This window comes from Rhizobium yanglingense, from assembly GCF_977109285.1.
The window spans coordinates 398571-415197 of sequence record NZ_CDSAWY010000005.1 but is presented as its reverse complement, the minus strand read 5'-3'; the positions used below and the strand labels follow the sequence as shown (position 1 = coordinate 415197).

Annotated in this window: 11 protein-coding genes and 3 pseudogenes; 11 read left to right on the top strand and 3 right to left on the bottom strand. The window is 60.1% G+C overall.

What is annotated here, in order from left to right:
- The first annotated feature begins 165 nt into the window (after nucleotides 1-165).
- The 4 genes and pseudogenes from ACW4PC_RS11640 to ACW4PC_RS11625 all read left to right on the top strand — a co-directional run bounded on the left by ACW4PC_RS11640 (nucleotide 166) and on the right by ACW4PC_RS11625 (nucleotide 5706).
- Nucleotides 166-597, top strand: coding sequence for an OsmC family protein (locus ACW4PC_RS11640; RefSeq protein ID WP_455873923.1), 432 nt, complete (start codon nucleotides 166-168; stop codon nucleotides 595-597).
- A gap of 145 nt (nucleotides 598-742) precedes the next feature.
- Nucleotides 743-1348, top strand: a complete 606-nt coding sequence (locus ACW4PC_RS11635) for a TetR family transcriptional regulator (RefSeq protein ID WP_455873922.1) — start codon at nucleotides 743-745, stop codon at nucleotides 1346-1348.
- Between the two features lie 49 nt (nucleotides 1349-1397).
- The gene (locus ACW4PC_RS11630) at nucleotides 1398-2534 is read left to right on the top strand and encodes an efflux RND transporter periplasmic adaptor subunit (RefSeq protein ID WP_455873921.1); all 1137 of its coding nucleotides are present in this window, start codon (nucleotides 1398-1400) and stop codon (nucleotides 2532-2534) included.
- Between the two features lie 27 nt (nucleotides 2535-2561).
- Nucleotides 2562-5706: pseudogene (locus ACW4PC_RS11625) on the top strand (efflux RND transporter permease subunit).
- Nucleotides 5707-5744: 38 nt separating this feature from the next.
- Here the strand turns inward: ACW4PC_RS11625 and ACW4PC_RS11620 are convergent.
- The 3 genes and pseudogenes from ACW4PC_RS11620 to ACW4PC_RS11610 form a co-directional block, all read right to left on the bottom strand.
- Nucleotides 5745-6684, bottom strand: a pseudogene (locus ACW4PC_RS11620) (ROK family protein).
- Nucleotides 6685-6743: 59 nt separating this feature from the next.
- The gene (locus ACW4PC_RS11615; protein ID WP_455873920.1) at nucleotides 6744-8078 is read right to left on the bottom strand and encodes an ATP-binding protein; all 1335 of its coding nucleotides are present in this window, start codon (nucleotides 8076-8078) and stop codon (nucleotides 6744-6746) included.
- Nucleotides 8075-8734 (bottom strand): response regulator, encoded by a 660-nt coding sequence (locus tag ACW4PC_RS11610; RefSeq protein ID WP_455873919.1) that lies wholly within the window; start codon nucleotides 8732-8734, stop codon nucleotides 8075-8077. Before ACW4PC_RS11610 ends, ACW4PC_RS11615 begins: the two co-directional genes overlap by 4 nt.
- A gap of 266 nt (nucleotides 8735-9000) precedes the next feature.
- Between ACW4PC_RS11610 and ACW4PC_RS11605 the strand changes: the two are divergent.
- The 7 genes and pseudogenes from ACW4PC_RS11605 (at nucleotide 9001) to ACW4PC_RS11575 (ending at nucleotide 16566) form a co-directional block, all read left to right on the top strand.
- A pseudogene (locus tag ACW4PC_RS11605) lies at nucleotides 9001-9580 on the top strand (exopolysaccharide biosynthesis protein).
- A 139-nt stretch (nucleotides 9581-9719) separates the two neighbouring features.
- Nucleotides 9720-10673: a sugar-binding transcriptional regulator gene (locus tag ACW4PC_RS11600; protein WP_039846186.1), complete on the top strand. Its 954-nt coding sequence runs from the start codon at nucleotides 9720-9722 to the stop codon at nucleotides 10671-10673.
- A gap of 144 nt (nucleotides 10674-10817) precedes the next feature.
- A complete protein-coding gene (locus ACW4PC_RS11595; protein ID WP_455873918.1) occupies nucleotides 10818-12128 on the top strand; it encodes an ABC transporter substrate-binding protein in 1311 nt (436 codons plus the stop codon).
- A gap of 132 nt (nucleotides 12129-12260) precedes the next feature.
- Nucleotides 12261-13133: a carbohydrate ABC transporter permease gene (locus ACW4PC_RS11590; RefSeq protein ID WP_455873917.1), complete on the top strand. Its 873-nt coding sequence runs from the start codon at nucleotides 12261-12263 to the stop codon at nucleotides 13131-13133.
- Between the two features lies 1 nt (nucleotide 13134).
- The gene (locus ACW4PC_RS11585; protein ID WP_455873916.1) at nucleotides 13135-13965 is read left to right on the top strand and encodes a carbohydrate ABC transporter permease; all 831 of its coding nucleotides are present in this window, start codon (nucleotides 13135-13137) and stop codon (nucleotides 13963-13965) included.
- Nucleotides 13966-13983: 18 nt separating this feature from the next.
- Nucleotides 13984-14982 (top strand): ABC transporter ATP-binding protein, encoded by a 999-nt coding sequence (locus ACW4PC_RS11580; protein ID WP_455873915.1) that lies wholly within the window; start codon nucleotides 13984-13986, stop codon nucleotides 14980-14982.
- A gap of 102 nt (nucleotides 14983-15084) precedes the next feature.
- The gene (locus ACW4PC_RS11575; RefSeq protein ID WP_455873914.1) at nucleotides 15085-16566 is read left to right on the top strand and encodes a mannitol dehydrogenase family protein; all 1482 of its coding nucleotides are present in this window, start codon (nucleotides 15085-15087) and stop codon (nucleotides 16564-16566) included.
- The last annotated feature ends 61 nt before the right edge of the window (nucleotides 16567-16627 follow it).

Below are 16627 nucleotides of genomic sequence, written 5' to 3'. Positions count from 1 at the left end.
CGCGCGGTCAGGCGACCACAGGTCTTCTACGGGACCGATTTTCTGATAGCTGTCGTCTTCTGCGGATAGAGCCTTATATTGCCGTTCGGGGAGGCTTTGGCCTCTCTGCGGCGGGAAGCGGCAAAAGTCCTTTCCGGATGAGTCCAATCGAAACAGGAGGACGGCATGCAGATCAATCGTACAGGTTCGGCTCAATGGTCCGGCGGCCTCAGGGACGGCAAGGGACGGATATCGACGCAGAGCGGCGCGTTGAAGGAGTATCCCTATGGTTTTTCGAGCCGCTTCGAAGGTATTCCAGGCACCAATCCGGAAGAACTGATCGGCGCGGCCCATGCCGGCTGCTTCACCATGGCGCTGTCGTTGATTCTCAGCGATGCGGGGCTTACGGCCGAAGACATGGAGACTACGGCAAAGGTAACGCTCGAGAGCGTCGAAGGTGGCTTCGCGATCACCGCGATCCATCTGTCGCTGACCGGCAAGGTTCCCGGCGCCGACCAGGCGGCGTTCACCGAGCTCGCCAATAAGGCGAAGGCGGGGTGCCCGGTTTCCAAGGCGCTTTCCGCCGTGCCGATCACACTCGAGGTCAAGCTGGACTGATTTCCGCAATGATTGATTTTAAATGCCGCGAGTCGATGCCGCGGCATTTTTTTGGCGGCGGCAGAATATTGACAAATGATGCTTGATGTTTTACGACTGACGAAATTCAAAATTCGTCAGTCGTAAGTAAGGCTTCTGAAAACGCATGAATGACACCGCACAAAACATACCGGACAGTACCCGCCAGGAAAACGTGACGCGCATTCTGGATGCGGCAGAGCGGATGTTCCGCCACTATGGCTACGGCAAGACGACGGTTGCCGATGTGGCCCGTGACCTCGGCATGTCGCCGGCCAATATCTACCGCTTCTTCGCCTCGAAAGTGGAAATCCACCAGGCGATCTGCGGCCGCATGCTGGCTGCCAGTTACAAGCAGGCCTACGACATCTGCCACCTGCCGATCAGCGCCTCGGAGCGCCTGCGACGATATGTGTATGGCCAGTATCAGATGACGCTAGACACCATGCTTGATGAACAGAAGGTGCACGAGATGGTCGTCGTCGCAATCGAACGCGACTGGCATGTCATCGAACGGCATATCGACAGCATTCAAGAACTGATCGCCGGCGTGATCCGCGAAGGGATCGCAGCCGGGGAATTCGCCGAGCAAGATGCAAATGTTGCTTCACGCTGCTTCGGTGCGGCCACCGTGACGCTCTGCCACCCGCAGATGGTGGCGCAATGTCTTGCCAAGACCAACCGCGCGACGGTTGACGAACTCATCGAGTATTCGATCAAGGCATTGAAATAACAGCATGGCCAGGCCGTCAGAAACACACGAAACGATCAGGAGTGCGAAGATGGTTTCGCTCAAGACACGCAATCTGCCGTCCGTTTTCAGCTTCGCGTTTGTCGGCATCATCAGCCTCGGCCTTGCCGGCTGCAGCGAGGAGGAGAAGGCAGAGACGAAAAAAATCGTCCGCCCCGTGAAGGTCGTGGAGATTGCCATGGCCGGCGAAACGCGCGCCCTCGACTATTCCGGCGCTGTAAAAGCACGCATCGAGATGAATCTCGGGTTCCGAGTTGCGGGCAAGATCACGGAGCGACTCGTCAATATCGGCGATCGGGTGAAGCCTGGGGATGTGCTCGCGCGCATCGACTCCACGGATTATCAGCTCGCGGTGAAGACGGCTGAAGCCAACTTGGCGGCGGCCGAGAAGGGCGTGCAGACGGCAGATCTCGCCAACAAGCGTGCCGGGCAGCTCTTTGACAAGAATGCCACACCGAAATCGCAGCTCGAGCAGGCTTCGCTTTCCTATGACCAAGCTGTTTCGACGCGCGATGCTGCGATCTCCTCGCTCGATCAGGCGAAGAACCAGGTGAGTTACACGGATCTGAAGGCCGATCAGAACGGCATCGTGACCGCAGTCAGTGCGGATACGGGTCAGGTCGTCGCCTCCGGTACGCCTGTCGTCGCCGTTGCCATCGATGGCGAGAAGGAAGTTCAGATCGCGGTGTCGGAAAACGATATTGCCGAATTCAAGCCGGGCAAGACGGTGAAGGCAACTTTCTGGTCGGATGACAAGCTGGTGCTCGACGGCAAGGTGCGCGAAGTCTCAGGAAGCGCCGATCAGCAGTCCCGGACCTTTTCCGTCCGCGTCAGCCTGCCAAATGATCAGCGTGTTCTGCTCGGTATGACGGCGACGATCGAGGCGGATGTTACGAATTCCGATCCCTATGTCGCAGTGCCGTTGAGCGCGCTTGCCGAGAAGGATGGGAAGAAGATCGTCTGGGTCGTCGACCGCGGCGCGGCAACCGTGCACGCACGCCAAATCCACGTCGGTGATTTCACCGGCGACGGCGTCAACGTCACCGATGGCCTGAAGAGCGGGGATCTCGTTGTTGCTGCCGGAACGCAATTCATGACCGAGAACCTGAAGGTCTCGGTGCCGGGCGAGCAGTCGGCTTCCGCCGAGCCCGCCGGCACCGTTCGATAATTGCTGTCCAGGAGAGGGAATACTGTCATGGACAACTCGACCACCGAGAAACGCCCCTTCAATCTGTCGCGCTGGGCAATCGGTCATCCCAGCATTGCACGCTTCCTCTTCGGTTTGATCATCATCACCGGTGCGCTCGGACTGATGCGCATGGGCAGAGGAAGATCCGGATTTCACCTTCCGTGTCATGGTCGTGCAAGCTATGTGGCCAGGCGCCTCGATCCAGGAAATGGAGGATCAGGTCGTCAACAAGATCGAGCGCAAGTTGCAGGAAACGCCGCACCTCGATTTCGTTCGCTCGTACACCCGTGCCGGCAGCGCGATCATTACGCTGCAGGTGAAGGGCGACACCAACTCCGCGGAAGTGGCGGATGCTTTCTATCAGGTGCGCAAGAAGGTCGGCGATATTTCGAACGAGCTGCCGGAAGGCCTGCTCGGGCCCTATTTCAATGACGAATTCGGCGATACCTTCATCACACTGCATTCGATCAGCGGCGACGGCTACTCCTATCCGGAACTGAAGAAATTCGCGATCCAGGCGCGCGACATGCTGCTTTCGACGCGGGGCGTCGAAAAGGCCGTCATCATCGGTGACCAGCCGGAAAAGATCTACGTCGACGTTTCCTCCAAGGCGCTTGCCGAACGAGGGCTTACGATCCTCGACCTGCAAAATGCCATCAAAGGCCAGAACACAGTCGATCCTGCCGGCTCTGTCGATACCGGGCTGCGTTCGGTGCGTATTTCCGTCGAAGGCGATGTGAAGAAGGCCGAGGATATTCGCGAACTGCGCCTGCGTTCCGGCAACCAGGTGACCCGTCTCGGTGATATTGCCACCGTTACCTCCGGGCTCGAAGACCCCTATCAACGCAAATACCGTTTCAACGGGCACGAAAGCGTGCAGGTCGGCGTGGTCATGGCCAAAGGCTTCAAGGTCACGGATGTCGGCAAGGATGTCGAAGCGACCTATCAGCGCTTCGATGAATCTCTTCCCTACGGCGTTTCCGTCGACCAGATATCCAATCAGCCGGATGTCGTGACCGACGCCATCAGCGAATTCATGCATGCGCTTGGCGAAGCGCTTATCATCGTGCTGATCGTCTCGTTCCTGTCGATCGGCTGGCGATCGGGCCTTGTCATCGCGATAGCGATTCCGCTTGTGCTGGCTGCGACCTTCGCCATCATGTACGAACTCGGCATCGACCTGCAGCGCATCTCGCTCGGCGCGCTCATTATTGCGCTTGGACTTTTGGTCGACGATGCGATGATCGTCGTCGAGATGATGGAACGAAAACTGGAAGAGGGCCTCGTGAAGATCGAGGCGGCGAGCTTCGCCTATTCCTCGACCGCCTTTCCGATGCTGACCGGTACGCTGATCACCACGGCAGGCTTCATTCCCGTTGGCTTTGCAGAATCGACGGCCGGCGAATATGTGCGCTCGCTCTTCTATGTGGTCGGCATCGCGCTCGTCGTCTCGTGGTTCGTCGCGGTCTATTTCACGCCGTGGCTGGGTTACATGATCCTCAAGCAGCGCAAGCACGCCGGCGAGCATCATGATGTCTTCGACACGCGCTTTTACCGCCGCCTGCGCACCACCGTCGCATGGGCTGTGCGTCATCGCATCATCGTGCTGGCTGCCACGCTCTTCACCTTCGCGACGAGTCTCTGGGCGTTCCAGTTCATTCCGCAGAACTTCTTCCCGCAATCCTCGCGTCCGGAAATTCTCGTCGATCTCTGGCTGCCGGAAGGCACCAGCATCAAGGAAGTCGAGACGCAGGCAAAGATGCTCGAAGCCAAGATGATGGATGACAAGGACAAGAAATTCATCGCCACCTATATCGGCGAGGGCGCACCGCGCTTCTTCTTGCCGCTCGACCAGCAGCTTCGCAATCCAAACTTCGCGCAGTTCCTGATCATCGCAAATGATGAACCCGCCCGCGAGCGGCTGATCGTCAAGCTGCGCAGCATCCTTGCGGACGATTTTCCGTCGATCCGCGGCAAGGTCGACCGTCTCTTCCTCGGTCCGCCGACGGGTTGGCCCGTGCAAATGCGCGTCATGGGACCGGATCGCCAGGAGGTCCGCCATATCGCCGATCAGGTGAAGGCGAAGTTTGCCGAAAATCCGCAGCTCGGCGCCGTCCACGACGACTGGCTGGAGCCGGTGCCGGCCATGAAGCTGGTGATCGACCAGGACCGTGCCCGCGCCCTCGGCGTCACTTCGCAGCGCGTCCGCCAGACGCTGCAGACCGCCGCGTCCGGCACGTCGCTTGACGACTTCCGCGACGGCGAAGAGACGGTCTCGATCGTGGCCCGGGAGCCGGATTCCAGCCGTTCGCTGCTGTCGGCGGTCAATTCGGTCTATGTCCCGACGGACTTTGGAGGTTTTGTTCCGGTCTCGCAGGTCGCCAAGGTCATCCCTGTCATGGAACAAGGCGTCGAATGGCGGCGTGACCGCCTGCCGACGATCACCGTCCGCGGGACGCTGCCAGATGGCATCCAGCCGAATGACGTGGCGATGAAGATGTATGCCGACATGCAGGGCCTGCGCGACAGCCTGCCTGCCGGCTACAAGATCGAGATCCAGGGCGGTGCGGAAGATGCCGCTGAAAGTCAGGCTTCGATCGCCGCCAAGGCGCCGATCATGCTCGTCGTCATCGTCCTGCTGCTGATGGCGCAGCTGCAGCATTTCGGCAAGGCGATGCTGGTGCTCGCAACCGGCCCGCTCGGCATCATCGGTGCCTCTGCCGCACTGCTGATCAGCGGCGCGCCCTTCGGCTTCGTCGCGATCCTCGGCGTGATTGCGCTGCTCGGCATCATCATCCGCAACTCGATCATCCTCGTCGACCAGATCGACCAGGATATCAAGGCGGGCATGGACCGGCAGGAGGCGATCGTGGGTGCGGCCGTGCGCCGTTTCCGGCCGATCATGCTGACGGCGCTGACGGCAGTTCTCGCCCTTATCCCGATCTCCCGCGGTGTCTTCTGGGGGCCGCTCGCCTACGCGATGATGGGCGGCATTCTGGTTGCGACCGTGCTGACCATCCTCGTGCTGCCAGCGGGTTATGCCCTCTTCTTCGGCCGCGAGCCGAAGACGAAGGACACGGAGACCGAATATGCCAATGCCAACCAGGAAGAGGCGGATGACCATCATCCGCCGGCATTGGCAGCAGAGTGAAAATGGCGGGTGAAAGCCCCGCCATTTTCATTTTCCAGTCAACTCACTCGAAAAAATGCTCTCAAGCCGCTTCCCGCTTTCAGGCCCAGAAGAGCCGCGCCGATGAGGCCCGGCTCTAAGCGGCATTCGCTGCGCACGATCAGCGGCCGGTCGAACCTGCGCAGCGTGCGGCCTCGTACGGCCTTGTCGAGTTCGGCAAGCAGCGGCTCGACATTGGAAAGTCCGCCGCCGACCGGGACGATGGTCGCGCCGGTGATATTGATCAGTGAGTGCCAAGGGCGAGGCGACGAGATCGGTATAGACGTCGATCGTGCTCGTCGCCTTTTCCTCACCCCGTTGCCATTGCGCGATGATTTCCTCGCTTGGGAAGTCGAGGTCGTGCAGCGTCTTGTGAAGCCGCTCGAGGCCGCGGGCGCCGCCGACTGTATCGACGCAGCCCTTCTGGCCGCAGCCGCAGGGAAGGGCTGGGATCTGTCACGGGCGGATTGCCGGCTTCGCAGGCGAGGACTCGGGCCGTGACCCCATTCGCCGGCGAAACCGCCCGAGGCGTTGACGAGCCGGCCGTCGGAAACGAGCCCGCCGCCGACGCCAGTGCCGAGGATCGCGCCGAAGACGATGCGGTGACCGCGCCCGGCGCCGAGTTCGGCTTCGGCCATCGCGAAGCAATCGGCGTCGTTGGCGATCAGGACCGGAAAGCCAAGTTCGGCCTCCAGATCAGCCGCAAGGCTGCGGTTGTGAATGCAGGGAATGTTGGCGCATGTCAGCCGTTGCGTATCCGGGTCGACGACGCCGGCAATCGAGAAGGCAAGGTACGAAGGTGTTTCGCTGGTCTCTGCTATGAAACTGCGGATCGTCTCGGCGAAAGCAGCAAAATCATCCTTGGGCGTCGGACGGCGACCCATAGGAACGATATCCGTTTCCGAGCGTGGCGATACCGCCTTTGATCGCCGAACCGCCGATGTCGAGTGAGATGATCATGCTTGTCTGCCTCGAAAGTTTCCGCGTCTGCTCGCACCCTTCGGGCGGATTTGCAAGTCCTATGCCGGCAGGTTCACCTTCGCCTCGAAGCCGGAAGTCTCGTCGCTTGCCGGGGAGAGGAGTTCCAGCGTGCCGCCCATCTGTGCGACGATGCGGTCGGCGATCGCAAGGCCCAGGCCGGAACCGGATGCGCTGGTCGTGCCGCGCCGGAAGCGTTTCTTGAGGCCAGTAAGATCGACTTCCGGGATCGCAGGGCCGCCATTGACGACACGGATGGTCCCGGCCTTATCCAGGCTGACCGTGGCGGGCCGATCCTGGTCGCCATGAAGAAGCGCGTTTTCGATGAGGTTGCGCATGACGATGCCGAAGGCATCCATGTCGGCATAACGGACAAGCGTTGCTCCGGCGTCGGGCACATAGTTGACGCGCCCCTTGGTGCGGCTGTCGCGCTCGTAGTCGCTGACGATCATCTCCAGCACCTTGCTGAGGTCGGCGGCTTTGTCGCTGGCACCGATGCCGGCTTCGGCGCGTGAAAGCTGCAGCAGTTTTTCGGCAAGGCGGCCGAGATCGACGAGCGAGCTTTCGACCTGCCGCGCCCGCGTCCTGGCGGCACCGGCCGACAGTTCTTCGGCCAAGCGCTGGGTCTGTGCCAGCGCGCCGGCAATCGGCGTGCGGAGCTCGTGAGCGCTGTTAGCGGTAAATTCGCGTTCCGCTTCAAGGGCCGACCGGAGACGAGCGAGCAGAAGATTGACCGAGCGAGCGATCGGCTTGATTTCTTTCGGCAACTCGTCGCCATGAATGGCTGCCATATTGCCGCTGTCCTTGGTGGCGATGTCCCGGCGTAGCGTTTCGATCGGCTTCAGCGCCCGGCCAAGGATGAGCCAGATGGCCAAGATACTCGCCGGGATCAGCATGATCAGTGGAAGCAGCAGCGTGACGGCGCTTTCGCGCACGGCTTCGCGACGATTGCCGAGGCGATCGGCGACCTGAATGAACAGGGCGCCGTCAGCGGTCGCTTCGGTATAGATGCGTTGGCGATCGTTGTTGTGAAAACCGCGGACGAGTGGCGCATCGAAAGGTTCGGGCGAAGCGTCATTGGAGCGGAGAACGACATTTCCGTCCTTGTCGCGGACTTGATAGGTCAGATATTCGCGGCTGGCTGGCGTTTTCAATATTGCGACGCCGGAAGGGTAGGTTTCGGCGCGCTGGTTCAGGTCCTCGACGATCAGCGCCAATAGGCGCTGGGCCGTCTCCTGCTGGGCGCTGTCGAAAAGCTCGTCGAATTCGTGCTGCATCACCTGGATGCCGAGCCCGATCGCGGCGAGCCAGAAGATGACCATAGAACTTGTGAGCGCCAGAATGAGCCGGCGCGTGATGCTCGGTTCGCGTCTCATGCTTCCGCCAGCGTGTAGCCGATGCCACGGGCGGTCTTGATCCTGTCGCGACCGATCTTCTTGCGCAGCCGGCTAACATAGACTTCAACCGTATTGCTTTCGATCTCCGAGCCGAAGGCATAAAGGGCTTCCTCGATCCGGTCCTTCGACACGATTGCGCCCGGACGGGCGATGAGCAGATCGAGCACAGCCCATTCGCGGCTGGTCAGCACGACCGGCTCGCCGGCGATGGCAAGTCTGTGCTGCGGCCGGTCGATCTCGATATCGGCAATGCGGATGATAGTCCTTGGATTGGCGTCGTAGCGGCGCGCGACAGCCATGATGCGGGCCTGCAATTCTCCGAGATCGAACGGCTTGACGAGGTAGTCGTCGGCGCCGGCGTTCAGTCCTTCGATACGATCGGAAATCTGGTCGCGCGCAGTGAGGATTATTACCGGCATTGCCATACCGTCGTTACGCAACCGTTTCAGCAAGTCGATGCCTCTGCCGTCGGGAAGCTGCAGATCAAGCAGGATCAGACCGTAGTCGACGGAGCCTGCAGCGGCCTCGGCATCGCCGATCGTACACATCCAGTCGATCGCGTGAGCGGCCGCTGCAACGTGATCGCGCACCGCTTCCCCAATCATCTTGTCGTCTTCAACCAAAAGAATGCGCAAGCAATCTCTCCTTGCCAAGAGCAGTAGCGCTGCTTTTTGCTAAGGGTCAAGCGAAGGGTGCCGGCGAAAAATCGCCATGCAATGGCCGTGATCCAGAACCCGCGCGGCCATGATGGCGGCGCATTCGACAGAGGAAGATTCACATTGGCGATGGTATCAGTCGCGAACCGACGAGCCGGGATGCTATGACAATCGAGGAAATGGAGACATCACGCAGGCGTTTTATCAGGAGTCCGCGCCCGAGGGGCCGACGGCTTTCGGCCATCCTGAGGCAGCTTGCCGGTGACAGGAGCCGTGAGCGCATTTCGATCGGCGATCTTTTCGAGGTGATGGGCGACCGTGCGACCGGTGCGCTCATGCTGGTCTTTGCCATTCCCAATCTGGTGCCGACGCCGCCGGGAACCTCCGCAATCCTCGGCGCGCCGCTACTCTTTCTTGCAGCGCAGCTGACATTCGGGCTGAAGCCATGGTTACCGAAGGTAATTGCCGGCCGGTCGATGAAGCGCGAGGATTTCGAGGCGATCGTCTCGCGCATCCACCGGTGGCTCGCCTTTGCCGAGCGCATGCTGCAGCCGCGGCTTTCTTTCCTCGTCGAGCCGCCTGCCGAATACCTTGTGGGCTTTCTTTGCCTAGTGCTTGCGGTCATCCTGACGCTGCCGATCCCGCTCGGCAACATCCTGCCGGCTTTTACCATCTGCCTGTTTTCCTTCGGCATATTGGGCAAGGACGGTCTCTCTCTCGGCGTTTGGAATGGTCATGGCCGGTATTTCACTGACCGTCGTTGGCGGCGTGATCTACGGCCTTATCAAGGCTGCGATCTTCTTCGTCACAAACTGGCTTGCCTGAGCGAATATTCGCCCATACGGCCGTTGCATTTTCTCAATGCACTCGACTTTTGCTCAATTTTGTTCTGATCTGGCGCGGCACAGACTCAAAGACATTCGTCCGGCAGAAAGCCGGCCCATTTTACGCGCGGTAGACCTCAATGGCGAAAAGAACCGAGACACCTGGACGGCTGGACGACGCAGCGCGTGCGGGCTGGCTTTATTACGTGGCTGGGCGCACGCAGGACGAGATTGCATCGGCGATGGGTATCTCGCGGCAATCAGCACAGCGCCTGGTGTCGCTGGCCGTCGCCGAAAAACTCATCAAAGTGCGGCTCGATCATCCGATTGCTGCCTGCCTCGAGCTCGCCAACCAGCTGCGCAAGAAATTCGACCTCAAGCATGTCGAGATCGTGCCGAGCGATCCGGGGTCTTCATCGAGGACGGTCGGCATTGCCGAAGCGGCGGCTGCTGAGATCGAGCGATGGCTCAAGCGGCCGGATCCGATCGTGCTCGCCGTTGGTACCGGCCGCACGCTGAAGGCTGCCGTCGATCAACTGCCGACGATCGAATGTCCGAATCATCGCATCGTTTCGCTGACGGGCAACATCACGCCGGACGGTTCAGCCGCCTATTACAATGTCATCTTCAGCATGGCGGATGCGGTGAAGGCGCGGCACTTCCCGATGCCGCTGCCGGTGCTCGTCACTTCGGCCGAGGAGCGTGAATTGCTCCATGGCCAGCAACTGGTGCGCTACACGCTTGCGATCAGCGCCCAAGCCGATGTGACCTTCGTCGGTATTGGCGAACTGGGCATCGACGGCCCACTCTGCGTCGACGGCTTCCTGGAGAAGGACGAGATGATGGAGCTGATGCGCGAGGGGGCCGTCGGCGAAATCTGCGGCTGGATTTTCGACGAGGAGGGCAGGCTTCTCGATAATCCGATCAACGAGCGCGTCGCGTCGGCCTCGATTCCTTCACGCGAAACCTCGACAGTCATTGGAATCGCCAAAGGCAAGCGCAAATTCAAGGCGATACGGGCCGCAATTGTTGGCCGTCAAATCAATAGCCTGATCACCGATGAACAGACTGCCGATTTTTTGCTCACTTCCTGAGCAAAAAATATCATATTTAAAATCAATCGGATAGCTTGTCATTTCGCAAGTGCAGCAACGATTCCAATTGACTTTGCACGTTCTCTAGTGAGTAATTGCTCACGAGCAAAGCGAATGCTCATACCCATCTTCTGGGAGGAAGATATGACATTGAGAACTATTCTGCTGGGCGCCTGCTCAGCATTGGCGTTTGCGGGCATGGCTTCGGCTGAAACGCTGACGATCGCGACCGTCAACAACGGCGACATGATCCGGATGCAGAAGCTGACGGATGACTTCAAGGCGAAGAATCCCGACATCGACCTTGAATGGGTTACCCTCGAAGAGAACGTTCTACGCCAGAAGGTCACGACTGACATCGCGACCAAGGGCGGCCAGTACGACGTTCTGACGATCGGCACTTATGAAGTCCCGATCTGGGCAAAGCAGAGCTGGCTCCTGCCGCTCGACAACTTGGGCGCCGACTATGACGCCGACGACCTGCTGCCGGCCATTCGCAGCGGCCTGACTGTAGACGGCAAACTCTATGCGGCGCCGTTTTACGGTGAAAGCTCGATGGTCATGTATCGGAAAGACCTCTTCGACGCCGCCGGTTTGAAGATGCCCGACGCGCCGACCTGGGACTTCATCGCCGACGCTGCGAAGAAGATCACCGACAAGGACAAGGAAATCTACGGCATCTGCCTGCGCGGCAAAGCCGGCTGGGGCGAAAACATGGCCTTCCTGACGGCGATGTCGAACTCCTTCGGCGCCCGCTGGTTCGATGAGAGCTGGAAACCCCAGTTCGACCAGCCGGAGTGGAAGGACACGCTCACCTTCTACGTCGACCTGATGAAGGAAGCCGGCCCTCCCGGCGCTTCGTCGAACGGCTTCAACGAAAACCTGGCGCTCTTCCAGACCGGCAAGTGCGGCATGTGGATCGACGCCACCGTTGCGGCCTCCTTCGTCAGCAACCCGAAGGAATCGAAGGTTGCCGACAAGGTCGGTTTCGCACTGGCTCCGGACAAGGGTCTCGGCAAGCGTGGCAACTGGCTGTGGGCCTGGAGCCTTGCCATCCCGGCGAGCTCGCAGAAGGTCGAAGCAGCTGAGAAGTTCGTCGCCTGGGCAACGAGCAAGGACTACACCAAGCTCGTCGCCGAGAAGGACGGCTGGCTGAACGCACCTCCCGGCACGCGTACCTCGCTCTATGAGAACGCGGAATACCAGAAGGCTGCGGCTTTCGCGAAGATGACGCTCGACTCCATCAATGCGGCTGACCCGACCAAGCCGACCGTAAAGCCGGTTCCCTATGTCGGCGTCCAGTTTGTGGCCATCCCCGAATTCCAGGGCATCGGCACGGCCGTCGGCCAGCAGTTTTCCGCGGCTCTCGCCGGCCAGGTCTCGGTCGACCAGGCGCTGCAGAGCGCGCAGCAACTGACGACCCGCGAAATGACCAAGGCTGGTTACATCAAATAATAACCTCCTGAGACGGTGGGATCGTTGACCTCCCACCCCTCTGGGCCGCCGAATGCCCGAATAGCGTCGGCGGCCCCTTTTTCTTAGCTGCCCTGCAGCCAGACGCCTCTCGAAACAGGATCGGTCATCGCCATGGCAACGTTACACACCCGCTCCGCAGCGCGAATGATGATCGCACCGTCCGTCGTGCTTCTCTTCGCGTGGATGATCGTCCCGCTTGCGATGACGATCTACTTCTCGACTTTGAACTACAACCTTCTCAGCCCGGGAATGGAGAGCTTCGTCGGCTTTCTGAACTACAGCTACTTCCTGTCCGATCCGGCCTTTTTCGCAGCACTCACCAATACGCTGCTGCTGGTGCTCGGCGTGCTGATCATCACGGTGGTCGGCGGTATCGCCTTCGCCTTGCTGCTCGACCAGGACATCTATGGCCAGGGCATCGTGCGCATCCTGGTGATTGCGCCGTTCTTCGTCATGCCGACGGTGGCAGCGCTTGTCTGGAAGAACATGTTCATGAACCCGGTCAACGGGCTCTTTGCGCATCTTGCCAAGGCGCTCGGACTGCAGCCCTATGACTGGCTGGCAAACGCGCCGTTGTTCTCGATCATTCTGATCGTCGCCTGGCAGTGGCTGCCGTTTGCGACGCTGATCCTGCTCACGTCTCTGCAGTCGCTGGACGAGGAGCAGAAGGAAGCTGCCGAAATGGATGGCGCCGGCGCGATATCGAGATTCATCTATATCATTTTGCCGCATATGGCGCGCGCCATCACGGTGGTGATCCTGATCCAGACGATCTTCCTGCTCTCGGTCTTTGCCGAAATCCTGGTTACCACCAACGGCGGCCCGGGCACGCAGAGCACGAACCTGACCTACCTCGTCTATGCGCAGGCGCTTCTTCAGTTCGATATCGGCGGCGCTTCGGCGGGCGGTATCATTGCGGTCATCCTCGCCAACATCGTCGCGATCTTCCTTGTCCGCCTTGTCGGCAAGAATTTGGAGGCTTGAGATGGCTAGAAAAGTCACAACTCAACGCAAGGTGATCACGACGGCGATCGCCTGGACGCTGGCGATCCTGATCTTCTTCCCGATCCTGTGGACGTTTCTGACGAGCTTCAAGTCGGAGGCCGACGCGATTGCCTCGCCACCGCAGTTCCTGTTCTTCCACTGGACGACGGAAAGCTACGCCGAGGTGCAGAGCCGCTCGAACTATCTCGGCCACTTCATGAATTCGGTGATCATTTCCTTCGGCTCGACGCTGATCGGCCTCATCATCGCGATCCCCGCCGCCTGGGCCATGGCATTCTCGCCGACCAAGCGGACCAAGGACGTGCTGATGTGGATGCTGTCGACGAAGATGATGCCGCCGGTCGGCGCGCTCATTCCGATCTACCTGATGTTCCGCAATTTCGGCCTGCTCGACAGCCGGATGGGGCTGGTGATCGTGCTGACGCTGATCAACTTGCCGATCATCGTCTGGATGCTCTACACCTACTTCAAGGAAATCCCTGGCGAAATCCTCGAGGCGGCGCGCATGGACGGCGCATCGCTCGCCAAGGAGATCATCTACGTGCTGACGCCGATGGCGATACCGGGCATTGCCTCGACGCTGCTCCTCAACATCATCCTGGCCTGGAACGAAGCCTTCTGGACGCTGAACCTCAGCGCCTCGAAAGCCGCGCCGCTGACGGCATTCATCGCCTCCTACTCCAGCCCCGAAGGTCTGTTCTACGCCAAGCTTTCGGCAGCATCGACAATGGCAATCGCGCCGATCCTGATCCTCGGCTGGTTCTCACAAAAACAACTCGTCCGCGGCCTGACCTTCGGCGCGGTGAAATAAGACATCAGGGAGAGAAACATGGGCAGCATTACCCTTCAGAGCGTTTCGAAGGTCTTCGGCGAAGCCAAGGTCATCCCTTCGATCGATCTCGACATCCAGGACGGCGAATTCGTCGTCTTCGTCGGCCCGTCGGGCTGCGGCAAGTCCACGTTGCTCAGGCTGATCGCCGGGCTGGAGGACGTTTCCGGCGGCAAGATCGTCATCGACGGCAAGGACGCGACCGAAAAGGCGCCATCCGAGCGCGGGCTTGCGATGGTGTTCCAATCCTATGCGCTTTATCCGCATATGAGCGTGCGCAACAATATTGCCTTCCCATTGAAGATGGCGGGCATGAACAAGACCGAGATCGACAGGAAGGTAAGCGATGCCGCACGCGTCCTGAACCTGACGGATTATCTGGAGCGCAAGCCGCGCCAGCTTTCCGGTGGCCAGCGGCAGCGTGTCGCGATCGGTCGCGCCATCGTGCGCCAGCCATCGGCCTTCCTCTTCGACGAGCCGCTATCGAACCTCGATGCCGCACTTCGCGTCAACATGCGCATCGAAATCAGCGAACTGCACCAGCAACTGAAGACGACGATGGTCTACGTCACCCACGACCAGGTGGAAGCCATGACAATGGCCGACAAGATCGTCGTGCTGAACCGCGGCAACATCGAGCAGGTGGGCTCGCCGCTGGAGCTCTACAAGAGCCCACGCAATCTCTTCGTTGCCGGTTTCATCGGCTCGCCGAAGATGAATTTCATCACCGGTCAGAATGCGGCTGCGCTGAATGCGCATACGATCGGCGTGCGTCCGGAGCATGTGCTGCTTTCGACCGAAAGCGGCGACTGGAAGGGCAGGGTCATCGTCGCCGAGCATCTCGGCTCCGACACGTTCCTGCATATCGACGTCGATGGTATCGGCTCGGTTACTGCACGCGGTGGCGGCGATTTCCCGGCGAAGGCCGGGGACACCGTCTACCTGACGGCGGACAAGACGCGTATCCATAAATTCAACGAGGGCGGCCTCGCCATCTGAGGCAAATGCCGGACGGGGTGAGAATGCCGGCCGGGCAAGGCGTCCGGTTTGCTGAGAGCAGAGCGGCGGACCCGCTTGGCAAGACCTCAAGAGGACTGAAACATGACGTGCAAATTATCGCTGGCAACGCTTACCGATGCGGCTAAAACGGCCGAAATCCCGGCTTATGACCGAGCGTCGCTTACGGCCGGCATCGTGCACTTCGGCGTTGGCAATTTCCACCGCGCCCACCAGGCTATCTACCTCGATGACCTTTTCAACCAAGGAAAGGATCACGACTGGGCCATCATCGGTGCAGGCATGCTGCCTTCTGATGCCGCGATGCGCGAGAAGCTTGCCGCGCAGGACTTCCTGACGACGGTCGTGGAGCAGGACAACAACAAGACGGCGGCGCGTGTCACGGGGCCGATGGTCGACATCCTGCCGGTCGGCGATTCCGGCGCTATCGTCGCCAAGCTCGCAGATCCTGCAATCCGCATTGTCTCGCTGACGATCACCGAGGGCGGATACTTCATCGACGCGTCCGGCAAATTCAATCCATCGCACCCGGCGATTGTTGCGGACGGAAAAAACCCGTCCGAGCCGAAAACCGTTTTCGGCCTTATCGTTGCCGGTCTCAAGGCGCGCAAGGAGAAGGGCATCGTGCCCTTCACCGTTATGTCCTGCGACAACATTCCGCACAACGGTGCCGTCACCAGAAACGCCGTCTTGGGCATGGCGGAGCTTTCCGATCCGGCGTTTGCCGTGTGGATCAAGGCGAATGTCGCCTTCCCGAATGCCATGGTCGATCGCATTACGCCGGCAACGGGCCAGCGCGAGATCGATTTGCTGACGGATACTTTCGGTATTGAAGACAACTGGCCGGTCTATTGTGAAGAGTTCAAGCAGTGGGTGCTGGAAGACAAGTTTACGGCCGGACGGCCAGCGCTCGATAAAGTTGGCGTCACCTTCGTGCCGGATGTCACGCCCTACGAGCATATGAAGATACGCATCCTCAATGGCGGCCACGCGGCGATCGCCTATCCGGCGGCGTTGATGGACATCCATTTCGTGCATGACGCGATGGAAGAGCCTCTGATCCGCGCCTTCCTCGCCAAGCTCGAAAACGACGAGATCATCCCGATCGTGCCGCCCGTGCCGAATACCTCGCTCAAGGATTACTTCGCGCTGATCGAACGCCGTCTTCTGAACCCGAAGATCGCCGACACGATCCCGCGCCTGGCGCAGGACGGTTCGAACCGTCAGCCGAAATTTATCCTGCCATCCACGCTCGACAATCTGCGCCAGGGCAAGGACGTCGTCGGCCTTTCGCTGGTTTCGGCTCTCTGGTGCCGTTACTTCGCAGGCACGACCGACAGCGGCAAAAAGATCGTTTTCAACGATGCTAGTGCCGACCGGCTCCATGCCGCCGCGCTGAAGGCAAAGGACGATCCGGCGGCGTTCCTCGTCTTCGACGACATTTTCGGCGAGGTGTCGCAATCCGAGTTGTTCTGCAAGCGTTTTGCGCATGCCCTGAAAACACTGTGGGAAAGGGGGACCCGCGCGACCTTGCAGCTCTATCTCGACGGCAAGCTTGCAGTATAGGAAATCAACGTGGCGGCAATTCCTGCCGCCATTGATCCGGCTTGCGCATGCGCGAGCCGAT